Origin of the sequence: Vibrio qingdaonensis (assembly GCF_026191675.1) — a bacterium.
Lineage (GTDB): Bacteria > Pseudomonadota > Gammaproteobacteria > Enterobacterales > Vibrionaceae > Vibrio > Vibrio qingdaonensis.
In genome coordinates this window covers 18,423-35,228 of sequence record NZ_JAKRRY010000015.1, presented here as the reverse complement: position 1 = coordinate 35,228, position 16,806 = coordinate 18,423, and the positions used below count along the sequence as shown (strand labels likewise).

The 16,806-nt window shown below is 44.1% G+C and carries 11 protein-coding genes; 4 read left to right on the top strand and 7 right to left on the bottom strand.

What is annotated here, in order from left to right:
- The first annotated feature begins 143 nt into the window (after window positions 1-143).
- A complete protein-coding gene (locus tag MD535_RS12450) occupies window positions 144-2,675 on the top strand; it encodes a sensor domain-containing protein (protein ID WP_265675344.1) in 2,532 nt (843 codons plus the stop codon).
- A 177-nt stretch (window positions 2,676-2,852) separates the two neighbouring features.
- Here the strand turns inward: MD535_RS12450 and MD535_RS12445 are convergent, their stop codons facing one another.
- The 4 genes from MD535_RS12445 to MD535_RS12430 form a co-directional block, all read right to left on the bottom strand.
- Complete coding sequence (locus MD535_RS12445; protein ID WP_265675343.1) at window positions 2,853-4,337, bottom strand: peptide MFS transporter; 1,485 nt, start codon at window positions 4,335-4,337, stop codon at window positions 2,853-2,855.
- A 305-nt stretch (window positions 4,338-4,642) separates the two neighbouring features.
- The gene (locus tag MD535_RS12440) at window positions 4,643-5,404 is read right to left on the bottom strand and encodes an SDR family NAD(P)-dependent oxidoreductase (protein ID WP_265675342.1); all 762 of its coding nucleotides are present in this window, start codon (window positions 5,402-5,404) and stop codon (window positions 4,643-4,645) included.
- A gap of 546 nt (window positions 5,405-5,950) precedes the next feature.
- Window positions 5,951-8,233: an acyl-CoA dehydrogenase gene (locus MD535_RS12435; RefSeq protein WP_265675341.1), complete on the bottom strand. Its 2,283-nt coding sequence runs from the start codon at window positions 8,231-8,233 to the stop codon at window positions 5,951-5,953.
- Window positions 8,234-8,319: 86 nt separating this feature from the next.
- Window positions 8,320-8,985, bottom strand: coding sequence for a TetR/AcrR family transcriptional regulator (locus MD535_RS12430; protein ID WP_265675340.1), 666 nt, complete (start codon window positions 8,983-8,985; stop codon window positions 8,320-8,322).
- 778 nt (window positions 8,986-9,763) lie between these two features.
- On the opposite strand from MD535_RS12430, the gene MD535_RS12425 reads away from it, so the two are divergent.
- From MD535_RS12425 to MD535_RS12415, 3 genes are all read left to right on the top strand, one after another.
- Entirely contained in the window at window positions 9,764-10,114 is a 351-nt protein-coding gene (locus MD535_RS12425; RefSeq protein WP_265675339.1) for a phasin family protein, read from the top strand.
- Window positions 10,115-10,238: 124 nt separating this feature from the next.
- A complete protein-coding gene (phaC, locus tag MD535_RS12420) occupies window positions 10,239-11,999 on the top strand; it encodes a class I poly(R)-hydroxyalkanoic acid synthase (RefSeq protein WP_390902930.1) in 1,761 nt (586 codons plus the stop codon).
- Window positions 11,989-12,387: a MaoC family dehydratase gene (locus MD535_RS12415; RefSeq protein WP_250617939.1), complete on the top strand. Its 399-nt coding sequence runs from the start codon at window positions 11,989-11,991 to the stop codon at window positions 12,385-12,387. The genes phaC and MD535_RS12415 overlap by 11 nt, the downstream gene beginning before the upstream one ends.
- A 365-nt stretch (window positions 12,388-12,752) precedes the next feature.
- On the opposite strand, the gene MD535_RS12410 is transcribed toward MD535_RS12415, so the two are convergent.
- The 3 genes from MD535_RS12410 to MD535_RS12400 all read right to left on the bottom strand — a co-directional run bounded on the left by MD535_RS12410 (window position 12,753) and on the right by MD535_RS12400 (window position 16,751).
- Window positions 12,753-13,202 (bottom strand): GNAT family N-acetyltransferase, encoded by a 450-nt coding sequence (locus tag MD535_RS12410; RefSeq protein ID WP_265675337.1) that lies wholly within the window; start codon window positions 13,200-13,202, stop codon window positions 12,753-12,755.
- Between the two features lie 376 nt (window positions 13,203-13,578).
- Window positions 13,579-14,769, bottom strand: coding sequence for an acetyl-CoA C-acyltransferase family protein (locus tag MD535_RS12405; protein WP_265675336.1), 1,191 nt, complete (start codon window positions 14,767-14,769; stop codon window positions 13,579-13,581).
- A gap of 299 nt (window positions 14,770-15,068) precedes the next feature.
- Window positions 15,069-16,751 carry a glycoside hydrolase family 13 protein gene (locus tag MD535_RS12400; protein ID WP_390902929.1) on the bottom strand — a complete coding sequence of 561 codons (1,683 nt, stop codon included), beginning with the start codon at window positions 16,749-16,751 and terminating at the stop codon, window positions 15,069-15,071.
- Between the last annotated feature and the right edge of the window lie 55 nt (window positions 16,752-16,806).

The window sequence follows — 16,806 nt, the reverse complement described above, 5'->3', positions numbered from 1 at the left end:
CTAAGAACTAACCCGTATTGCTGTCGGTTAGTTCACTAATTGGAGCGGGTTACTTTGGCATTTTGTGTTGTATTGAGTAGGATAGTCCGATCATTAAATGAATAAAGGGCAAATACGCAGCCCTGCTCTTGGTCTATTAACTCATGTACTGTGCGACGCTATCACCCGAACTCAAGATTAGTTGGCAATCTTCTTTAGAACAACTTTGTCTGGCGACACAATCTAATGGTCGATTATTGATATTAGATAGGTCAATGAACTGGTCGTGTTTTTGTGAGTGTAACGTATCGGCAACAGACAATGGTGTCGACGACGACATGTTGTTAGCGACTCTTCGAGAATTTCGCTTTCCTCACCTTGACGTATTGGTTAAAACCAAAGCTAGTACAACCCTATACCTCGCGCCTATATGGGGTGGCGACGATCAGCTTTCAGCGGTGCTCGCGCTGTCCCCAGCCACTCCACACCATAGTTGTTTGCCGCATAGCTATGATCCACAGCATAGTAATTCACAGCATGGTAAGCCACAGCATTTGATGGCGTCTGTTGCTGGGCAAGTCAGTTTTGATATGTATGTTCGTGCGCAGAAAAATAGTTCCAATGAAGTAACTGTGAAGAAGCAAGGCATTTCAATAGATGCCGAGATAGCGTCGAGCCGAGTCCCCACCTTACAGGAATTTATTGATGCGCTAGACGATCATACATGGGTCAAAAATGCCGATGGTCGTTATGTCATGATCAATCATAGTGTAGAAAAAGCATGGGACTACAGTTGCGCTCAAGTTCACGGGAAAACGGATGAAGAGTTATTTGAGTCCGAGCGTGCAGAACAGTATATTACCGCTGATAAAACCGTGATAGACGCGGATCAACAAGTCACCATCGAAGAATGTCCTGTGCTAGATGAACAGCAAAATAAAATCTGGTTGGAGACAATAAAATCCCCCATCCGAGATAACAGCGGTTCATTGGTAGGGGTGTTGGGTATGACTCGCAACGTCACTCGTCGTAAGGTTGTTGAAACTTGGCTATCGGTGACATCAGAGATTTTTAATAATTTCCAGGAAGGTATGTTTATTACCGACGACGTTGGCAACATTTTGGATGTCAATAGCGCCTTCGTCCGCATTACGGGCTATGAATTGTCGGATGTCATTGGCATGAATCCCCGTTTTCTTCAATCTGGCCACCATGACATCACGTTCTATCAAGGTTTATGGGAAAAGTTGATGACGGATGGTCAATGGCGGGGTGAGTTTATCAACCGCAAAAAAGATGGCTCGATTTATCCTCAAATGACAACAATCAGTGTCCTAAAGGATGAAGACAATACGTTAATGCATCATATTTGTGTGTTTGAAGATATCTCAGATCAAAAGGCGGATGAAGAGAGCTTGCGAAGAATGGCGTTCTACGACCCATTGACCAATTTACCCAATCGTGCTCATCTAAGTAGTCTATTGGAGCAGCATATTGACCTAGGGCGTAAGTATCACAAGTCATTTGCTACTTTGTTTCTAGACTTAGACCACTTTAAGCATATCAATGATAGCAAAGGGCATTTATACGGTGACCAGTTGTTAGAGCAGGTTGCCCAGAGGTTGAATACAGTACTCGAACATCGAGCGAATATTGCTCGTCTTGGTGGTGACGAGTTTGTCGTTGTATTATCCGACTTTAATTCTGAGGCTGAACTCCTTGATACGATTGATGGTATTATGGGGGTGTTTAACTCATCATTTGTATTCGACCAAAACGAGTCACTAAGAGTCTCTGCGAGTATCGGAGTCGCCTTATATCCTAAAGATGGCCACGACAGCGAAACTTTGTTAAAGAATGCCGATACGGCGATGTACCTTGCGAAAAAGAATGGACGCAATGGGTATGCATTCTACTCTCCGGATCTGACGAAAAGTTCGGTACTACACGTTCGGATTCAATCTGCACTCCATGAGGCGTTGGAAAAGAATCAGTTCTACTTGGTTTATCAGCCTCAATACTCACTTGCGGATAATCGCTTAATTGGCGTGGAAGCTCTGCTCCGGTGGCAACATCCTGATTTAGGTCTTATCCCGCCGAGTAGCTTTATCCCGATTGCCGAGAAAACAGGTTTAATTCAAAAAATTGGTGCTTGGGTGCTAAGAGAGTCTTGCCTTCAGGGCAATCGCTGGTTGGCTGAAGGTCGGGATTTTGGCCGTATCGCTGTCAATGTGTCTGCATTACAACTACAAAATTCAGATTTTTTTCCTGTGCTTGAAGCAGTATTAGAGGAAACCGGTTTTCCAGCGAAGCGACTCGATATTGAAATTACCGAGACATTTTTACTGTTTAACCCAGAGAAAGCGATTGCAACATTGGAGCAGTTGAGTTCATTGGGGATAGAGATTTCACTTGATGATTTTGGCACGGGTTATTCGTCATTGTCTTATTTAAAAGGTTTACCCATTAACAAACTTAAAATAGATCAATCATTTGTAAAAGACGTGCCAGACAATAATGACAGTAATGCCATTGTAAATGCCATTGTAGCAATGGGGCAGGCGCTATGCCTTAAAGTCGTTGCTGAAGGGGTAGAAAGCTCACAGCAATCTGAATATTTAAAACAAAAAGGCTGCGAATACGGTCAGGGCTATTTATTCAGTAAGCCCCAAAGGCCAGAACGTTTGTTTATTTAGTGTGTAGAACCTAGAAACCAGAACCTAGAAACTAGCACGTATGCAGTAAGCGACTCAATCCCCCTAATACGTTGCCTAATTGACATCATTTAGGTGAGGCGTAACTGAAATGATAAAGCCCCTACGTGATTCACGCGGGGGCTTTTGAGCAGTCTATGATGTTGAATACTGTATTAGTTAGCTTTCAGCGTCATTAAGCTCCATGTTTTGTTGAGGTTTTGATTGATCGGCGGCCGCCAACATTTTGCGAATCGCAATTGAGGCAATAAATGCCACCAACACCATGACAACTGCTAATACAGTCAGTAATGAAAAGTAACCACCATACACTTGCTGTACAAACTCTTGAGTAATTTCTTGTCCTTTCTCCGCTGCAATTGACGTGGAGAATACTGCGCCAACAATGCCAGATAAGGCAATCGCAACTGAAAATAAGCTGACGGAAAAGTTCTCAATGTGCTTTGGTGCAACAGATAAGATAAACGCCACAACAAGCGAGCCCACAATGACTTCAGCAAAGGCTTGGAAGAAGTGAATCACTAAGAACACTTCTGGTCGAATGACGACACTCTCACCAATGTTCTTCACTGCGAACGCCAGAATACCAAAGGCGATAGCGGTCAAGATAAAGGAAAACCCTATCTTTGTAGCAGTGGTAAAGTGAATGTTACGCTTTTCTAAACTAGAAAACGTACCTGCAATCACTGGGCCTGCGACGATGCACCATAGCGGGTTCATTGACATGGAGGCTTCTGGCGCAATTGGGATCAGACCGAATAAATCGCCACGCATGGTGTTGATCGTTACCATGGTCATAGATGTCATCATTTGACCATAATAGACAAAAAATGCAGTAGTCAGCGCCGTGACGATAAGAATGGTACCCATACGCAAACTGTCGGCTTTTTCCGCTTTTAGCATCAACGAGATGAAGTAGCCAATGGCCGCGAGCCCAATGGCATAAACGATATTTTTACCAATATCCATGTTAGAGAACATGAAAAATACCATACCGATCATGGCAAGTGAGGTGATGGCAAAAAGTATCCAGTTTTTAGTTGAAACTGCAGCCTGATCGATGTCTGCACCAACGCCTTGAAGCTGTTTTCGGAAGAGAATAAGCATGCAAAAAGCGGCGAAGGCAAGCAATCCTGACAATAGGAAGCTACCGTAAAACCCAATAACAAGGACAAACATAGGGAATAAGTACTGGCCGAGAAGTGCACCAACATTGTTCACAGAATAGTTTACTGGGTAGCCGTTCTCAAAATCTTCTTGGCTTTTGAACGTGCGCTTATAAAGGCTTGGATAAGAAGGGGACATTAAGCCACGTGCATAACTGGCGAGAGCAATACCAGCCAAACTCATTGGAACGTTGATGGTAGACGCGCCAAGTACTAATAGAACGTAACCAGCACTAAACCCGAAATAGGCGATGCTAAGCGAGCGATATGCCCCTAAGAACTTATCGGCAATAAATCCACCGGCAATAGCAAAGAGAGGGCCAATTGATGAAAATGCCCCAACTACCATCATGGTGTCAGCTTCGCTGTAACCCAAGTTTTCTAAGAAAAATCGCGTGAGGATAACCATGACACCATAGAACGACAGACCAAACATCATCTGACAGAACATCATGGACTTATTTAGTTTATTCCACATAATAAAACCCTTAACTGTTAATAAAAACTAGTTTATAAAACTGACTGTAGAGTAACAGACACGATATGTTACATATTGAGATGTGGCCGTATTGTGTGGGGTGTGAGCACGACAATTTCTAATCCAAAGCGTTAGTTTTATTTGTGCTTGATGGAATGGTGAGCAGGTTGCTTAACTATTGAACGAGCATTAAACCCGTGTAGCGGTGTCGGGTCGTGGTTCAGAGGAGTCTAAGGCAAGGTGAATCAAACGCGATCACCTTGCCTTGTGAAGTCAGATGAGGCTCTGCTTGTTTACTAAAAGTATTACAGTACAAGCCCCCCATCGACAGCCAAAACCTTACCGTTATAGAAATCATTCTCGATGATGAATTGTGCGGATTTCGCTATTTCGACATCTTGCCCAAGGCGTTTAACGGGAGCCATTTGTTCAAGTCTGCTGAGCGCTTCTGGCTTCATAGACGCAGTCATAGCGCTGTAACAAGCGCCAGGCGCGATAGCCGCGGCGCGAATGTTGTAACGGGACAGTTCTTTAGCCCAAACCATCGCTAAAGATGCTACGCCCGCTTTTGCTGCGCTATAGTTACTTTGTCCCATATTCCCGTCGCGAGCCACTGAAGAAATATTGATGATAACACCAGGTTGGTTAGAGCGAATCATAGCTTTTGCGGCTTCTCGACCACATAAAAACGTCCCGCTAAGGTTGACGTTAATGACGGCATTAAATTGATCTAAGGACATTTCATCCAGTATCTCGCCATCTTTCGCTTTTACCATTAAGCCATCTCTTAAGATGCCAGCATTGTTGATTAAGACATTCACTTTACTAAAGTCTTTTACTATTTGCTCAAACACATTAATTGTTGCTGTCTCGTCGGTAATGTTCGCGCAGTAGGTGCCTATTTGTGTCCCATTCGCTTGCAGGTCTGCAGCAGCAGAGACCAGTTGTTCTTCATTGCTATCAATGATGGCAATGTGAGCACCTGCTTTGGAGAGCATGTTAGCAGTGGCAAAACCGAGGCCTTGGGCGCCACCTGTGATGACGACAACGGAATCTTTAATATTCATGGAGCTTCCTTTTGTTATTGAGCGGCTGAGTCTCTATGTATGAAATAGAGAACTATTTATTAAAGTGATAATTTTTGTTTGAATTTACTCACTTGGTGTTACTTTTTATTTTTATTACAGATGATGATTATTGAAATAATCATCCCCGCGTATTTGTAAGCGACGTATTAAGTGTAAGCACAAAATGAGTAGTGAAAAGTAAAAAATACGCCACAAGCTTGAGCTGACGGTGGTCAAGGAAAGATCAGGTATTGGCGCGACTCAAGATCGTTAGCTGGTCTTACCTCTATATTTTTTGTGTTTTAATGAAAGAAATAGGCCAAAGTTTCGGCACAATAGCGCGAGTTTTTTATAAAGGCATGTATTGGTCACCGAAATGATAGCGGTTGTTTTTTGTCTAAATGGTGCAAGGGTTTCGGCAAGCAATGCCAGGATGTCGTCTTGGTTTTGTTTGAACGTGCCATAAAAATCCCCAGAGAGACGATGAGTCTGCACTGGGGATAGGGGAGGTAATTACTCAAGCTAACTTGAGCGTGACCACATTATTTATGCGACATGCGTAAGGTTTGGCGTGTCAGGTTGGTTGGTTAACGTCTCTTTCATATCGTGGCTAAAGTGATCCACTTGAATTGCACGATAACGAAGCGCATCAGCTGCAACAATCTTATCCACTTCAGCTTGCGTTAAAACATCCGCTTTTAGGGCTTGTTGTAGGCGGTCTGCAAGAATACCTTTCTTCGCCACTTTGCCTGCCTTAACCCCTTTAAAGAGCTTCTTCTCTAGATCTCGAATGTCATACATGGCGACGAATGCACGCTCCATGATGCCGACATTGTCGTCGTCATGGTCTCCGATGTAACACAGGTGTGTTAGGCGGTCGCGGTCTTCACTCGGCACCATGAGTTTTTCGGCAATTCTGAGGCTTAGGCTATCATCCGGTTGCTTAAAGTGGTTGCCTAGTGGGAAAAGCAGCGCCTTAAGTGTTTTCCCAGCAAAGCCACTTGGGAAGTTGCGATACGCCTCATTGAGAGACTTTGCCGCGTGGTAAAAGCAATGCTCGGCGGCGTAATGCACGTAATCAAGATCGGCAGCAGGCTGGCCTTCATCATGAAACTTTTTCAATACAGCTGACGCCATGTAGAGATACGCCAGTCCATCACCTAGTCGAGCAGAAATTAATTCTTTGCGCTTAAGTTCGCCGCCAAGTGTGAGCATGGCGAAATCGGCACTCACTGCAAGTGCTTTACTCAGACGTTTCAGACTCTTGTAATGACGTGCGGTTTCGCCTGAAATCGGTGATGAAGTAAAGGCTGAACCCGTTAGCGCAGCAAACAAGCCACCAATGGAGTTCTTTGTGGCATGACCAATATGTTTAAACAACAAATTGTCGAATGCTTTTGCGCCTTCTGCATGATTTGGATTCGCAGCAGCCTCCATCTCTTGTAGGACGTAAGGGTGACAGCGGGTCGCGCCTTGTCCAAAGATCATAAGGTTACGAGTTAGAATGTTCGCCCCCTCAACGGTAATAGAGACAGGCATGAACATGTAAGCGGAAGCAAGGTAGTTCATTGGACCACACTGAATTGCGCGACCCGCGTGAATGTCCATTGAGTCGTTAAGAATAGTCCGAGAGATCTCAGTCATATGATATTTAGCAATGGCGGTGACGATTCCCGGAGTTTCACCCATATCAAGTGAGGTAGTCGTTAGTGTGCGATTGGCTTCTAGCAAGTATGTCATGCCTCCAATGCGCCCCATGGCCTCAGCGACACCTTCAAATTTACCAATAGACATGCCAAATTGTTTACGTACGTAAGCATAAGCACCCGTGGTTCTCGCGGTTAAATGGCCGACAGCCGTCCCCAGCGCGGGTAGAGAAATACCACGACCTGCTGACAAACACTCCACCAGCATACGCCAACCACGTCCGGCGTAATTGGCACCACCAATCAGCCAATCCATAGGGATAAAGACATCGTTGCCGCGAATGGTGCCGTTCATGAATGCGAGATGCATAGGATCATGGCGTTCACCGATAATGACGCCCTCGTGATCGCTTGGTACTAAGGCGCACGTAATGCCGATATTTTTCTTATCACCTAGCAGTTGGTCGGGATCTTCAAGCTTAAACGCGAGGCCCATCACCGTCGCAATCGGTGCTAAGGTGATGTAGCGTTTATTCCAGCTTAAGCGAATACCCAGCACTTCTTTGCCTTCGTGCATGCCATAGCAAACCTTACCGGTATCTGGTATCCCGCCAGCGTCTGAGCCCGCTTCTGGGCCAGTTAGAGCAAAACATGGCGTATCGGTTCCATCAGCAAGGCGTGGCAACCAATAATCTTTTTGTTCTTGTGTTCCATAGTGTGAAAGCAGTTCACCGGGTCCGAGTGAGTTAGGTACCATTACGGTGATGGCGGCGTTCATGCTACGTGAGGCGATCTTGGCAACGATGGTCGAGTTGGCAAGTGCAGAGAAATGACGGCCTCCGTATTCTTTGGAAATAATCAAAGAAAAGAAGCGCTCTTTACGAAGGTAGGCCCAGACTGCCTCTGGAAGGTCGCGATCTTCTTTGACCATCTTATGATCGTCAAGCATCGCAAGCAGCGTTTCTAGTTCATTATCGATAAAAGATTGCTCTTCTTCCGTTAACGTCGGTGTAGGGTATTGATGAAGTGTGTTGAAGTTAGGGTTGCCAGAGAATAGCTCACCGTCCCACCATACACTACCGGCTTCCATTGCCTCTCGCTCTGTCGCAGACAGCGGAGGAAGTACTTTTTTAAACAAGCTAAATGCCGGTTCACTGATTAATTTTTGGCTGATAAAACTCATAAGTACTGTTCCTTTTGTTCAATTGAGTCATTGTTTAATGATTAGAGCGGTAGCTTTGTCACTCGTGATCGGTGTAAAAGTTCTATTTATATTGATGGCGTAGGGGTCGAGAGCGTTGCATTCGGTTCGGCGACAATACCTGCCGCTAAATAGGGGATTAGCCTATCGATAATCGCTTCCGCATCAGCGTTATGTTGATTAAATGTGCTGGATGCGATTTCCGTGAGCGCTTTGCTAGAGCCGATAGCAAAAATAAAAGTACCGAGCGAGAAATGAAGTCGCCAGAATAGCTCTGCGTCATCGATTTCTCCGCAGCTTGCGCGGACGGATGTAACAAACAAATCTAATGTCTTTTTGTATCGTGTCAGAATGAACCAGCGTAAATGACCTTGGATATCGGAATACCCTTTACTTAGTAGCAGCAGGAAGCGACTCATCCCATTCGGCTTGATGCTATTCAATGAACATAATGGCCCTTTGACCGCTTTGAATACGTCTTCCAATGTGAAGTGTGCCTGCTGATTTAAACGCTCAAGCGAATCGTGAATGGCGGGCATTAGTTCGCTTAAATAACGATTCAACAACTGACGAATTAAACTTTTCTTATCTCCGAAGTGATAATTAACAGAAGCAACATTAACCTTTGCTTTACTGGTTAGGGTACGTAAGGATGTGCCTTTGTAACCATGTTTAGTAAATAAAGTCTCTGCGACGTCTAATATTTTGTCTCTTGTTTCTGTTTTATATTCCATGTGATTTAAACACTCGTATTAAACATATGTTTTAATACTACGGGTTAAAAATTAACTCAACAAGTGATTAACATCAAATTTTTAAATTTAACAATGTATATGTAATTTGTTTAACTATTAACTATATGAAACATAAGTGTTTTTCGTGGTAAAAATATTTTCCGCTACCGTTCTTTAAATTCTAATTTGTATTTATTTTGTTTTAAATCAGCAGGTTAAGTTTTAATTTCTTGTTTGAATAACGCTAGGTTATTGTTGTTTAATACATAATATCTAGGGGGAATGGGTTGTGCTGCTAGTAAATACTGGGTATTTACTGGGTGGATAAATTGCTGCCTTAGTATTTGATATTTAAATATCACGCAGTGTGTTTTATTTAACTTTCGAATATTAGATTGTAAATTCATGGCTTGTGCGCATGAAACAAAATGAGAGCAGGATGTGAAACTGTGATGCATGTTTTATTTTTTATAACTTTATATCGGTTGCATATGTTGAAATTCAAACGGGATGACGCATTGATTTGGTTGTAAGTTCTTTGTTAACTAAGATTTTCTATTCTTTTTCCTATTTTTATTCAAACGAAGTAAATATAAACATCGTGTTTTCCTGTGATTTTTTCACGATTATTTTGGGTGACAACATGTGATGGTTTGTACAGAATGAACATATTCAAACGCTTGTTTGAATATTTATTGATGAAGATCAATGAACATAAGTAAAGTCAATCAGAGCTTAGCGCGGTACGCCGCTGGCCACATTTAAAAGGGAACATATTATGTCTAACCAAGCCGCATTCGAAGCAGTAAACGCACAGCTACAAACTGTTATTAACCCATTTGCTAACTTTGGTTCGCTCGTTGCAAAAAACATGGAAACATTGTCGAAAATGCAACTGGAAACGCTAACGGCATACAGTGAATTGTCAAATGAAAACCTACAAAGCCTAGTGGCAATTAAGCAGCCACAAGATCTTGCTAATCACGGCAGCAAGCAACTAGAAATCATTAGCAAAGTTAGCCAGCGTCTACTTGAAGATGGTCAAAAACTTAGCGAAATTGGCAATGAATTCAAAGCTGCAGTCGATGAGATTTCAGCAACGTCTATCAACGCTGCAAAAAGCAAGTAATGCTTAGGCGGTCTATGCTTCGAGCTATTTAGGTTGAGCGATTGTGCAGTAGAGCTCCGCTATTTTATAACTCTTTTGTCGTAGAGCAGGGCCGCCACTTCATTCACAGTACAGGGATGAGATGATGAATAACAACGCACCCTTTCAAGACATTATAAACAGTTACTTTCAAGCAAGTGAGAGCTGGCTCGGCAACTTCCAACAACCAACTCAATCGACGATTTTTAAGTCACAGGTTGAAGATTGGAGTGCATTAGCGCAATCCGTCACTAAAAATCCAACAACGGTGCTAGAGCAGCAGATGAATTGGTGGAATCAACAAATCAATCTCTTCAATGACTGTATTTTAGGCGCTGGCGATCCTAACGCACCTGAAAAAGATCCCCGCTTTAAAGATGAAAGCTGGGCATCTAATCCGCTTTATCATTATATCAAAGAAAGCTACAAACTCGTTTGCCAGTCTGTACAACAAACCATTGATGAAGCGCAAGATCTCGACCCTGATGCAAAGGAACGCTTGGAATTTTTCTCTCGTCAGTTTCTTAATGCGATGTCACCAAGCAACTTTGTAACCACTAACCCAGAAATTATGAAGCTCACATTGGAGTCCAATGGGTCTAATTTGATTAAGGGGCTAGAGCAACTGCAAGAAGACATGACTCGTAGTGTAGACATGCTAAATATTCGTATGACAGACGCTGAAGCCTTTACGCTTGGCGAGAATATTGCTGCGACACCGGGTAAGGTCGTCTTTAAGAATCATATGTTTGAGTTGATTCAATATCAGCCGACAACAGAAAATGTTTACAAGCGCCCAATGATGATTGTGCCGCCGTTTGTAAACAAGTACTACATTATGGACCTGAGTCAAAAGCGTTCATTTGTGAAGTGGTTGGTCGATCAAGGACACACCGTCTTTATGGTGTCGTGGATTAATCCAGATGCAACATACAGTGAAACTGATTTCGGTACTTACGTCACTGACGGCCTGATCCCAGCGCTGGATGCAATCGAGGCCGCAACCGGAGAGCGTGAAGTTAATGGTTTGGGTTACTGTATCGGTGGCACCTTATTGACCGCCACGATGGCCTACATGGCAGGGAAAAAGCGTAAACAACGGATAAAGTCCGCAACGCTACTCACCACTATCTTGGACTTCAAGCAGCCTGGAGAGCTAGGTATCTTCATTAACGATGCGATGATCTCGGCAATTGAAGCGCAAAATTCCGTGAAAGGGTATATGGACGGTCGCCAGATGGCGGTGTCATTTAGTTTGTTACGTGAAAACAGCTTGTACTGGAACTATTACGTGACGAATTATCTAAAAGGTGAAAAACCGGTCGCATTTGATCTGCTTCATTGGAACTGTGATAACACCAACGTTCCTGCGGCTTGTCACAACCAAATGCTCCGTCAGTTCTATTTGGAGAATAAACTGAGCCAACCTAATGCCATAGAGATTGATGGTGTGGGTATTGATTTGTCTAAAGTGAAATCCCCAATCTACTTCTTATCTGCCATAGAGGATCACATTGCCCTTTGGAAAGGAACGTATAAAGGGACTGAACTGTTAGGCGGACAGAGCACATTTGTGTTAGCAGAAAGCGGACATATTGCCGGTCCTATGAATCATGCTAACTCAACTAAATACGGCTACTGGACCAACCCGAACGTGAAAACTGACGCCGATACTTGGTTAGAAGCCGCAGACAAGCAAACGGGTTCATGGTGGCCGCACTGGCAAGAGTGGTTGGATACGCGTAATTTCTCTGAAAAGTTAGACCCAAGAACGCTGACGGGTGATCTTGATGCTCCTGGCACTTACGTGAAACAACGTATTGAAGAAGTCCTAGCCAACGATGAGGAAAAGAAAGATGTCGCTTGAGGTTGGTCAACATACAAGTCTTACTAAGACGCTTGATAAAGCCGCTGTCGAAGCGTTTGCTTCACTGGCGGAAGATTATAACCCCGTTCACTTAGATGAAGCCTTTGCTGCTATGACGCCGTTTGAGGTGCCGATTGTACACGGCATGTTGGCATCGAGCTTAGTCTCGGGATTATTAGCATCAAAACTACCGGGCCCTGGCGCGATTTATCTGGGACAAACGTTGAAGTTTACTTGCCCAATTCGTGTTGGAGAAACGGTGACAGCACGTGTGGAAGTAAAACACATCCGTGAAGATAAACCGATTGTTACATTGCTCACGGAAGTGTTGACTGAAGAGGGGCAGGTGGCAATACAGGGTGAAGCGACGGTTATGCTTCCTAATTAGTCTACGCTCGAAAATTAAGGCATGCTTGTTGATTAAGATGAATGCTAAATTTCATCGCTGTATAAAAGCTTAGTCTGTAAAGGCTAAGCTTTTTTTGATGCTAACAGAAACAATAAAAATTGATTAGTTTTTAAAACGTTTTTGAGTTGACGCTCAAGTCGACTTCTTTCGGATAAGCTGACTTTGGGTAAATGAAGCACTGAGTCTAATTCGATCGCGTTTATTAAGTTAGTGGCTATTCACTAGTGCCTTTTTAACCAGTTTATCTTCGTTATCAAGCTTGGTGCTTTTTAACATTAATAGAATCCTTTTCTTCTCTGCACTTAGAATGCCTTAACTGTCACAAGTCACGTGTTAGTAAGCTCTCATATTAATAAGTTGAGACTATATTCCATCACCCACCGCGTTTGGTTAGGTCCAAAGTAATCTGCTTCTTCAGCAATTTTCCTAAAGCCAAGTGATTGATATAGACGCAGCGCCGCGGGATTTGCAGGGTCAACAGTCAAGCGCACACGAGCGTAATTCTGTTGCTCCAGTAATCGGGTCAGTAGCTTGCGCCCAATGCCTTGACCTTGCAGTTCAGGCGACACTGCTACAGATAGAATCCAACCGATATCTTGCGTTTCACTTTGCGCGAGGATCAAAAAAGCCTGCATCTTTTGCTCTTGAAACGCAGCAAAGCATCCTTTTGGCCAGCAATCGTAAGACTGACGAAAAAAGAAATCTGGCAGAGCATGAGCGCCGAAGCATTGCTGTTCTAGCTGCGCCATCATGGCAAATTCATCTTGTTTTATTGCGCGATAAGTTACTGTCATATTGTAGTTAATCAGTATATTAGAGGTCATTCCATGCGTATTTGGTATGTTAACATCACATACGCTAAAACTAGAGGCGTATCGCAGGCAATGGGGACAGATCCAGTCATTTGCCTACAATTAGTTCAAAATCGTGAAATTCATTGAACGCAGAGCAGTACTAACAAACTCTGGGGCAGATCTGTTTTGCTCACCTAAGCCCCGTCTAACTTAATAGTACCAAAACGATCTATCTTTATTGTCTTCCGACAGCGAGGTAGAGACGGTGTGTAAACGTGTAAACGTGTAAACGTGTAAACATGTAAACATGTAAACATATGAACTGGAATGAGATAGACGCTGAATAGCGTCTATCTGTAGAATGATAATCTTGGCGCTAGTCTTGATATCGCTCAAAAAGTGCAGCAATTCCTTGGCCGCCACCAATACACATGGTGACGACGGCATAGCGAGCGTTGATGCGTTGAAGCTCGTAAAGGGCTTTAACGGAAATCAGTGACCCTGTAGCACCAATTGGATGGCCTAAGCTGATCCCTGAGCCATTAGGGTTCACTTTTTCAGGATCTAGGTTTAGTCCTTTGGTCACTGCAAGGGCTTGCGCGGCGAATGCTTCGTTGGCTTCCCAGATGTCGATGTCATCGACACTCACCCCCGTTTTATCGAGTAATTGTCGAACAGCCGGCACAGGACCAATGCCCATCACCGCTGGGTCAACGGCCGCGATAGCGTAGCCTAACATGGTTGCCATGGGCTTTAGCCCCTTAGCTTTTGCTGCATTTTTTTCCATAAGCACTAGTGCCGCTGCGCCATCGTTGATTCCTGATGCGTTACCAGCGGTGACGGTTCCTTCTTTTTTAAAGGCGGGGCGCAATTTAGAAAAGCTCCCTACTTCGGCATCAAAGCGGACGTGTTCGTCTGTATCAAAGAGTGTGGTTCCGCGGCGAGTTTTTAGAGCAATAGGGAGGATTTGGTCGCCAAAGCGCTGTTCTTCAATGGCGCGTTGCGCCCGTCGATGGCTTTCTAATGCGCAAGCATCTTGCTCTTCTCGGCTAATATTGTACTGCTCGGCTAAGTTTTCAGCGGTGATCCCCATGTGGGTATCGTTAATTGGGCAGGTGAGGGCGCCGACCATTGGGTCGATCAGTTGAGTATCCCCCATTTTTGAGCCAAATCGTGCGCTAGGTGACCAGTAAGGGACGCGCGTCATCGACTCCGCTCCGCCAGCAACGGCGGCGTCACAATCGCCAAGCAAAATCATTTGTGCAGCAGAGATAATAGACTGAAGCCCGGATCCGCATAGTCGATTTACGGTTAGCGCTGGCGTTTCTATTGGTAAGCCTCCTTTGAGCGCAGCGACACGGCTCATATACATATCACGTCGATCACTATGCGTGACGCTGCCGATAACGCAGTGTCCCACGTCTTCGGGGGCGATATTGGCTCTTTTTACGGCTTCTGCGATTACTTGGCCAGCAAGATCAGTGGGAGCCACATCTTTCAATGCTCCACCAAAATCTGCGATTGCGGTACGTACACCGCTCAGTACAACAACTTCTCTTTGAGACATGTAAACTCCATTTTCTTTGTTATCGGGTGACAAAGGTCATTATTGGTAACGACTTGTCATCAACAATAACATTTCACTTACAATTGCTCATGTGACGCTACGCGGACGTATCGGAAGTGGTTATTTTTTAGGGAGGGAAGTATCAGTATCTTTAATGGAATGGCTAGTCGGCTGGATGACAATAGCTTGAGGACTGACGATAGAGCCTTGCGGTGTTGTAAGTGAATGAAAAGAGAAAGCCGCGGCGTGAACGGCTTTTCATGATCTTGATATTTGCGTTTTAAATAATCAATTAATCGCTAACAAGCGACTTCGATAATAACCGATTGATACGGTTTTAGTGTCACCGCCTTGAGTGATGTCCAATTGAGTTCATCATCAGAGTAATTGTTTAGCACCATTTTTTCGATGTTGAATGAATAATGACGAGTTTGAAGTTGGTCGGTAAAGTTGCTTATAACTAACAATGCTCGTTGCTCATGACGGCGCAAATAGGCATAAACGTGTGCGTCTTCCGGTTCGATGAGCTCATAACGTCCATAAACAATCACATCTCTATAAGGGGATGCTTTGCGCAATTCAATCAGTTGGCGGTAGTGATGATAGATCGACGTTTTGTCGTCGACGGCTTGTTGTGCATTGATCTCGGTATAATTGCTATTTAATGGTAGCCAAGGTTGTCCGTTGGTAAATCCAGCATTGTTGCTACTGTCCCAGTGCATTGGCACACGGGCATGATCACGAGAAAAGTCATTAAGAAACGCTAGCCCTTCTTCTGGCGACAGACCTTTCTTCATCATTTTTTCATAATGAAATTTCGCCATGAGATCATTAAATTCTTCAATAGACTCAAAGTGCTTATTTGTCATCCCAAGCTCTTCACCTTGGTAAATATAAGGTGTGCCGCTCATGCAATGAAGCGTGGTGGCGAGCATTTTAGCACTGACAACGCGATACTGAGGGCAGTCTGAACCATAACGAGATACTGCCCTAGGTTGGTCGTGATTGCTCCAGTAAACACTGTTCCAACCTTTTTGATAAAGGTCTTGCTGCCATCGTGACATGATCTCTTTGTACTGCACTAGGTCAAACGGTTTTTTCACGGCGTTATGTTCTTCGCGATCGATACTCACGTGCTCAAACTGGAAGATCATACTAATTTCGTTGCGATCAGGGTGTGAGTAGTAACGTCCATCTAAAGTAGTGGTAAAGGGTGTTTCACCAACGGTGAGCACATCATAGTGCTGCAGCACGTGATCATGCATTTCGCGCAGGTATTGGTGCGCAAGTAGGTTGTTTGACCAATGCTCCCAGCCCGCGACGCCAGCATCAAAAATGGTCGCATCTGGGAAGTCTGACGGCTTACCGATCATGTTAATGACGTCCATTCTAAAACCGCCTAAGCCTTTTTTAAGCCAGAAATGCATCATGTCATAAACCGCGTGACGAACGTCTGGGTTTGCCCAATTTAAGTCGGGTTGTTGGTGGCTAAACAGATGTAAGTAGTACTGACCTGTTGCTTCATCTAAGGTCCACGCTTGTGGCTCAAAAAAAGACTCCCAATTGTTAGGAGGCGTACCATCTGATTTAGGATCTTTCCATATATACCAATCTCGTTTGGGATTGTCTTTACTGCTTTTAGACTCTTGGAACCATGGGTGTTGATCAGAGGTGTGGTTGACCACAAGATCCATCACGATCTTAATTTGCCGCTTGTCAGCTTCGAATAATAGCTTTTCCATATCCGCCATGGTTCCAAATTCAGGGGCAATGTCACGGTAACTTGAAATGTCGTAGCCGTTATCTTCCATTGGCGATTGGTAGACAGGACTAAGCCAAATAACGTTACTACCGAGGGACTGAATATAATCTAGCTTTTCAATAATGCCGGGAATATCGCCAATACCATCACCGTTTGAATCATTAAAGCTGCGTGGATAGATTTGATAAACGACAGCGTCGTGCCACCATCTTGGTTCCATACTCATTGTTATGCTCCTTCAAAAGAGAGTGATATCGAATGACGTCTATACATCT

Excerpts from the sequence above, each read along its gene's own strand:
- MD535_RS12450 (WP_265675344.1), top strand. The coding sequence starts at position 144 with ATGTACTGTGCGACGCTATCACCCGAACTCAAGATTAGTTGGCAATCT.
- MD535_RS12445 (WP_265675343.1), bottom strand. The coding sequence starts at position 4,337 with ATGTGGAATAAACTAAATAAGTCCATGATGTTCTGTCAGATGATGTTT.
- MD535_RS12440 (WP_265675342.1), bottom strand. The coding sequence starts at position 5,404 with ATGAATATTAAAGATTCCGTTGTCGTCATCACAGGTGGCGCCCAAGGC.
- MD535_RS12435 (WP_265675341.1), bottom strand. The coding sequence starts at position 8,233 with ATGAGTTTTATCAGCCAAAAATTAATCAGTGAACCGGCATTTAGCTTG.
- MD535_RS12430 (WP_265675340.1), bottom strand. The coding sequence starts at position 8,985 with ATGGAATATAAAACAGAAACAAGAGACAAAATATTAGACGTCGCAGAG.
- MD535_RS12425 (WP_265675339.1), top strand. The coding sequence starts at position 9,764 with ATGTCTAACCAAGCCGCATTCGAAGCAGTAAACGCACAGCTACAAACT.
- phaC (WP_390902930.1), top strand. The coding sequence starts at position 10,239 with ATGAATAACAACGCACCCTTTCAAGACATTATAAACAGTTACTTTCAA.
- MD535_RS12415 (WP_250617939.1), top strand. The coding sequence starts at position 11,989 with ATGTCGCTTGAGGTTGGTCAACATACAAGTCTTACTAAGACGCTTGAT.
- MD535_RS12410 (WP_265675337.1), bottom strand. The coding sequence starts at position 13,202 with ATGACAGTAACTTATCGCGCAATAAAACAAGATGAATTTGCCATGATG.
- MD535_RS12405 (WP_265675336.1), bottom strand. The coding sequence starts at position 14,769 with ATGTCTCAAAGAGAAGTTGTTGTACTGAGCGGTGTACGTACCGCAATC.
- MD535_RS12400 (WP_390902929.1), bottom strand. The coding sequence starts at position 16,751 with ATGGAACCAAGATGGTGGCACGACGCTGTCGTTTATCAAATCTATCCA.